Origin of the sequence: Xanthomonas sp. SHU 166 (genome assembly GCF_000364685.1) — a bacterium.
Lineage (GTDB): Bacteria > Pseudomonadota > Gammaproteobacteria > Xanthomonadales > Xanthomonadaceae > Xanthomonas_A > Xanthomonas_A sontii.
Genome location: NZ_AQOJ01000774.1, coordinates 1 through 6,026, shown reverse-complemented (window position 1 = coordinate 6,026; position 6,026 = coordinate 1). Strand labels below are relative to the sequence as shown.

The 6,026-nt window shown below is 69.8% G+C and carries 8 protein-coding genes; all 8 read right to left on the bottom strand.

What is annotated here, in order from left to right; translation table 11 throughout:
- Positions 1-183: 183 nt before the first annotated feature.
- The 8 genes from D180_RS17955 to D180_RS17920 all read right to left on the bottom strand — a co-directional run bounded on the left by D180_RS17955 (position 184) and on the right by D180_RS17920 (position 5,965).
- A complete protein-coding gene (locus tag D180_RS17955; protein WP_232760569.1) occupies positions 184-744 on the bottom strand; it encodes a transposase in 561 nt (186 codons plus the stop codon).
- A gap of 216 nt (positions 745-960) precedes the next feature.
- Entirely contained in the window at positions 961-1,302 is a 342-nt protein-coding gene (locus D180_RS17950) for a lipid-A-disaccharide synthase N-terminal domain-containing protein (RefSeq protein WP_017913883.1), read from the bottom strand.
- Between the two features lies 1 nt (position 1,303).
- Complete coding sequence (locus D180_RS17945) at positions 1,304-2,026, bottom strand: glycosyltransferase family 2 protein (protein ID WP_010342743.1); 723 nt, start codon at positions 2,024-2,026, stop codon at positions 1,304-1,306.
- An 86-nt stretch (positions 2,027-2,112) separates the two neighbouring features.
- A complete protein-coding gene (locus tag D180_RS17940) occupies positions 2,113-3,078 on the bottom strand; it encodes an NAD-dependent epimerase/dehydratase family protein (RefSeq protein ID WP_017913882.1) in 966 nt (321 codons plus the stop codon).
- A 58-nt stretch (positions 3,079-3,136) separates the two neighbouring features.
- Complete coding sequence (locus D180_RS17935) at positions 3,137-3,862, bottom strand: suppressor of fused domain protein (protein WP_017913881.1); 726 nt, start codon at positions 3,860-3,862, stop codon at positions 3,137-3,139.
- 40 nt (positions 3,863-3,902) lie between these two features.
- Positions 3,903-4,211, bottom strand: coding sequence for a helix-hairpin-helix domain-containing protein (locus D180_RS17930; protein ID WP_017908743.1), 309 nt, complete (start codon positions 4,209-4,211; stop codon positions 3,903-3,905).
- 36 nt (positions 4,212-4,247) lie between these two features.
- Positions 4,248-5,168, bottom strand: a complete 921-nt coding sequence (locus D180_RS17925; protein WP_017908742.1) for a ParB/RepB/Spo0J family partition protein — start codon at positions 5,166-5,168, stop codon at positions 4,248-4,250.
- Entirely contained in the window at positions 5,168-5,965 is a 798-nt protein-coding gene (locus D180_RS17920; protein WP_017913880.1) for an AAA family ATPase, read from the bottom strand. The genes D180_RS17925 and D180_RS17920 overlap by 1 nt, the downstream gene beginning before the upstream one ends.
- Between the last annotated feature and the right edge of the window lie 61 nt (positions 5,966-6,026).

The following is a 6,026-nucleotide window of genomic DNA, read 5'->3' as shown; positions in this document are numbered from 1 at the left end:
CTGCGGCTGCCGCTGCCGCTGCGCAGGATGGCTTCCCATTGTGGGAGGGACTTCAGTCCCGACGCGCGGTCGCTCCGCCTGCGACAGCATCCAGCAGCAACTGCAGCCATTGCAGCGGTCGCAGGCCTGCTGGTGCCGACATCGACCATGCGACTGCAATCCTCAACGTCGGTCTGCGCGGCATCACGCCGTCGCACTTGCACCCGAGCAAGATGCCGCGCACGGCGCGGTGGCGGCCGGACACAGCCAAACCGCATCCCAGTACGGGTAGTCGCCGACGCGGCGCACCAGACCGGCGCGCAACGGGTTGGCGACGATGTAGCGCGCTGCCGGCAGCAACTGCCGCGCGTCGCGCAGTGCACGATCATGAAACCCCTCCATCCACACGGCGCCGCCGCGGCCCCGCGCATGATTGGCCGCCCTGGCGGCGCGGCCCTTGGCGTCGCGCACGACGGTTGGCAGAGCCGCACCGCGCTCGAGCATGACCAGCCCATGCCAGTGATCGGGCATCAGCACCCAGCACAGAAGCTGCGCGCCGGCCCAGGTGTCGGCATGGCCCAGGCAGGACGCGGCTGCCCACGCGCAGCGCCAGTCCTCGAACAGGCGCTGGCGCTGCCAGGTCACTGTGGTGACCAGATAGATGCGCCCGGTCTCGCTCCAGCGCCCGGCACGCAGCGCGCGGTAACCTCGGGGAATTCTGCTGTGCATGACGCCAGGGTTGCAGGGCGGATCATGCGGGACCATCGGGGATCGACCGGTAGAGGCGTGGGGAAACTCACAGGCGTGGCGTCAGAAAGCCGGTGCTCGCTGCTGTGTGAAGCAGAGGGCGGCACTACCGAGACCTGAAAGATTCACGCGTCGGGACTGAAGTCCCTCCCACAGTGGCGGGTCGCGATCGGGGAGTGTTACGCGCCGCCTGCGATCATGCGCCGCCTGCAATCGCGCGCAGCGGCACCGCGCTCAATGCGTCGCGCGGTCGCGGTGCCAGCCGCGGTGCTTGATGTCCAGGTACAGGCTGTAGAAGGCGGTGAAGGCGGGGAAAAGATTCTGCAGCACACCCACCGAGTCCTGCTTGGCCGAGAACATGAAGTAGCTCAGGGTCATCAGGCTGCCGACCACGCTCATGTACCAGAACAGGCGCGGGATCACCGGCTTGCCGGCGCGCTTGGAGGCGACGAACTGCACCAGCCAGCGGCCGCCGAACATCAGCGCGCCGACGTAGCCGATCAGCTTCCAGCCGGTGACGTGCAGCCCGGTCCAGTACAGCGCCTGGATCGGTTCGTTGAGGAAATGCGCGTCCATCTCAGCGCTCCTGCACCGCGGTGCGGCGGCTGCGCGCGATCAGCCAGGCCACGCCGCGCAGGTCGCGGATGCCGACCAGGGCGCGGTTGAGGTTGTTGTACTTGGAGACGCCGGAGGTGCGGTGGCGGTGATTGACCGGCACGCTCAGGGTCTGCCAGCCGGCGCGCTGCATCAGCGCGGGCAGGTAACGGTGCATGTGGTCGAAGTACGGCAGGTCCAGGAACGCCTCGCGCTCGAACAGCTTGATGCCGCAGCCAGTGTCCGGGGTGTCGTCGCGCAGCATGCGCGCGCGGATCGCGTTGGCCCACTTCGACGCCCAGCGCTTGCTGCCCGAATCCTGCCGCGACACCCGCCAGCCGGCGAACAGCTTGACCAGCGGCTCGGCTGCCTGGCGCGCGGCCAGCAGCTTGGGGATGTCGGCCGGATCGTTCTGGCCGTCGCCGTCCAGGGTGGCGATCCACAGCCCGCGCGCGGCCTTGACGCCGTTGCGTACCGCGGTGCTCTGCCCGCTCTGGCTGACATGGTGCAGCACGCGCAGCTCCGGCGTGGACGCCTTCAGCCCTTCGAGCACCGCCAGGGTGTCGTCGCGCGAATGGTCGTCGACGTAGACGATCTCGAAATCGATCGTGCCGCGCAGCGCGGCGACGATCTCGGCGACCAGCGGCGGCACATTGTCGCGCTCGTTGAACACCGGGACGACGACGGAGAGGGAAAGCTGGCTCATGGATTCGGCAAGGCTGGGCGCGGGGCGCGCGTGGGGGAAAAAGCGGCAGGCATTGTGCCGCGAACCGATGATCCGCGGATGAAGCGTCAGGCGGCGGCGCCGAAATACTCCCGGCACCAGGCCACCACCTGCGGCAGGCCGACCTCGATCGGGGTGCTCGGATCGAAGCCGAACGCGGCGTGGGCCCGCGCAGTATCGGCCATCGTCTCGATCATGTCGCCCGGCTGCATCGGCCGATACTGTTTCTCGGCGCTGCGCCCGGCGGCGTCCTCGATCACCGCGATGAAGCGCTCCAGTTCCACCGGAGTGTGATTGCCGAGGTTGAACACGCGGTGCGGTACCGCCTCGCTGGAGGGATGATCGAGTGCGCCGAGCACGCCGGCGACGATGTCGGCGACGAAGGTGAAGTCGCGGCGCATGCGGCCGTGGTTGAACACCTCGATCGGGCGCCCGGCCAGCACCGCGCGGCTGAACAGCAGCGGCGCCATGTCCGGACGGCCCCAGGGGCCGTACACGGTGAAGAAGCGCAGCCCGGTGGCGCGCAGGCCGTACAGCTGCGCGTAGGTGTGCGCCATCAGCTCGTTGGCGGCCTTGGTCGCCGCGTACAGCGAGCGCGGCTGGTCGATGCGCTGGTCCTCGGAGAACGGCGGCGTCGCCGAATCGCCGTACACCGAGCTGCTGGAGGCATAGACCAGGTGCTCCACGCCGCGGTGCCGGCACAGCTCCAGCATGTTGACGAAGCCGACCAGGTTGCTGTCGACGTAGGCGTAGGGGTTCTGCAGCGAATAGCGCACCCCGGCCTGCGCGGCCAGGTGCACCACGCGGGTCGGCTGCACCTCGTCGAACAGCGCGGCCAGGCCGTCGCGGTCGGTCAGGTCCAGGGTGCGGATGTCCGCGTTCGCGCACAGCGCGGCGACGCGGTCGCGCTTGAGCTGCGGGTCGTAGTAGTCGTTGTAGTTGTCCAGGCCCACCACCAGTTGCCCGGCGGCGCGCAGCGCACGGACGGTGTGGGCACCGATGAAGCCGGCGGCGCCGGTGACGAGGATGGGCATGGCGAAAGTCCTGGAAAGCGTGGAACGGCGTGCGCGGTGTGTGGATCGGAACGGCAGGTCAGAACAGCCCGAAGCGCTTGCGGGCGACATTGGGCCGGGCGGGATCGATCACGTCCTGCAGGCCTTTGGCGTCGAAGCGGTCCATCAGCGCCTCGGCGCCCTTCTTCAGCTTGAGCGCCATTTCTTCCGGATACAGCGGCACCAGGGTCATGAACACGATGGTCTTGTCGGCATCGACGACCAGTTCCCCAAACGCCTCGGGCGTGCTCACCGGCGGCAGCACGATCGCCCCGTCGAAGCCGATGCCGGGCGCGTACGGTTCGGCCGGGTGGCCGTTGGGCACGGTGTGGCCGAAGCCCAGCCAGGTGTCGTACTTGTGCGGCAGCCGCGCCAGGGTCTTGAGCAGGCGCAGCGGCCAGTAATGGCGCTCATCCTGGAAATCGTCCTGGGTGATCGGCCAGTCGGGCGGCAGGGTCAGCATCAGCTCCATGAAGCGCGGTGCCCCCACGCCCTCGGGCACGGCCATCGGCAGGTCGCTCATCCCCGAGGTGACCAGCCGCAGATACGGCACCTCGTCGGTGGCGGGCACCACGTGCACATCCAGGTGCACGGTGTCGGAGATGATCTCGTGCAGCACGCCGGCGACCGACCCCAGGTGGCGTTCGATGTGCGCGCCGATCTGCGCCAGGCAGGACTCGCCGCTCGCCAGCGCGAACGGTTTTTCCTCGCGGTGGTGCAGGATCGGGCTGCCGCCCGGGCTGATCTGCGTGTCCTCGTTGCTCATGCAATGCTCCGGTTGCTGGCCAGCGCCGCGGCGCGCGGCCTCAGCGCAGGGTCAGCGGCGCGTCCTTGGCCAGCGCCGCCTTGCGCTCCTTGCTGAACTCCCACCACGGGCGCGGCGTCTCGCCCTGCATGAAGCGCACGATCGACAGGAACACGTCGATCACGCAGTGGTCGTGCACCACCCCGGTGCGCAGGCACAGCTGTGCGTACATGTCGTAGGGATCGCGGCCCTGCAGGTGCGCCGGCACGCGGATGCCGATCAGGCGCAGGTCCTTCTCGCAGGCCGGCCCGACGTTGGGCAGGTCGGTCAGGCGCAGCAGGTGGTGACGGTCGACCTTGCTGGGATGCATGGCGGGGACGGTCCTGGCGGACGCGGGCGGCGGCGCTCAGGCCTGCCGCGGGCGCAGTTTCTCGAGCACGCCGTCCAGCGTGTCCAGGTCGGTGTAGTGGATCACCAGCTTGCCCTTGCCGCCGCGGCCATGGGCGATGGACACCTTGGTCCCCAGCGACTCGGACAGCTCGGTTTCCAGCGAGGCGATGTCGGCCTGCGGCGCGGTGCGCGCCGGCTTGGCCTTGCGGTTGCTCGGCACCTTGCCGGCAGCGAACTGCTGGGCGCGATGCTCGACCTCGCGCACCGACCAGCCCTGGTCGGCGGCGTCGGAGGCCAGGCGGCTGGCCAGCTCCGGCGACAGCGTCAGCAGCGCGCGCGCATGGCCCATCTCCAGGCGCCGCGCTTCCAGCAGCGCGCGGATCGCCGGCGGCAGTTCCAGCAGGCGCAGCAGGTTGGACACCGACGCGCGCGAGCGGCCCACCGCCTCGGCGGCCTCGGCGTGGGTCAGCGAGAACTCGTCGATCAGCCGCTGCAGCGCCTGCGCCTCTTCCAGCGGGTTGAGATCCTCGCGCTGGATGTTCTCGATCAGCGCCATGGCGATGACGGTGCGGTCGTCCAGCTCGCGCACCACTACCGGCACTTCGCTCAGCCCAGCCAACTGCGAGGCGCGCCAGCGGCGTTCGCCGGCGACGATCTCGAAGCTGCCCGGCGCCAGTTCGCGGGCGACGATCGGCTGGATCACGCCCTGCGCCTTGATCGACTCGGCCAACTCCTGCAGCTTGGCCTCGTCCATCTCCTGGCGCGGCTGGTACTTGCCCGGCTGCAGCTGCCCGACCGGCAGGCGGCGCAGGCTCTCGCCCGGCTGCAGCTCGGCGGTCGGCGCCGGCGCGGCCGCGCCCTTCGGCCCCAGCAGCGCTTCCAGGCCACGGCCGAGGCCGCGCTTCTTCGCTCCGAGGGCGGGGGGCTTGGCGCTCATCAGATGGTCTCCATGGCCGGCATCGGCCGATTGCGTTCGTTGCGGCGGCGCACGATCTCGCCGGCCAGTCCCAGGTAGGCGACGCCGCCGCGCGAGGTGCGGTCGTAGCCGACGATGCTCTGGCCATGGCTGGGCGCCTCGGCCAGGCGCACGTTGCGCGGCACGATGGTGCGGAACACCTTGTCGCCGAAGTGGTTGGTCAGCTCCGCCGACACCGCGTTGGCCAGGTTGTTGCGCACGTCGAACATGGTGCGCAGCACGCCTTCGATCTCCAGCGCCGGGTTCAGCTCGGCGCGCAGCGCCTCGATGGTCTCCAGCAGCGCGGTCAGCCCCTCGAGCGCGTAGTACTCGCACTGCATCGGCACGATCACCGAGTCGGCGGCGGTCAGCGCGTTCAGGGTCAGCAGCGACAGCGCCGGCGGGCAGTCGATCAGGATGAAGTCGTAGGCTTCGCGCAGCGGCGCCAGCGCGGTCTTCAGCCGCTGCTCGCGCGCCGGCTGGTCCATCAGCTGGATCTCGGCGGCGGTGAGATCGATATTGCCCGGCAGCAGGTCGAAGCCTTCCGGCGCGGTCACCCGGATCTGTTCGGCGCTGCTCTCGCCGAGCAGCACGTCGCAGGTGGAGGCGGCCAGCTCGCGCTTGTCGATGCCGCTGCCCATCGTCGCATTGCCCTGCGAGTCCAGGTCCACCAGCAGCACGCGCTGCGACTGCCGCGCCAGCGACGCGGCCAGGTTGACCGCGGTGGTGGTCTTGCCGACGCCGCCCTTCTGGTTGGCGATGGCGATGATGCGGGCCATGCGGGAGCCTCGTCGGCGATGGGGTGGGACCGGGCATTATGCGGTCACAGCCCCCCCTGGC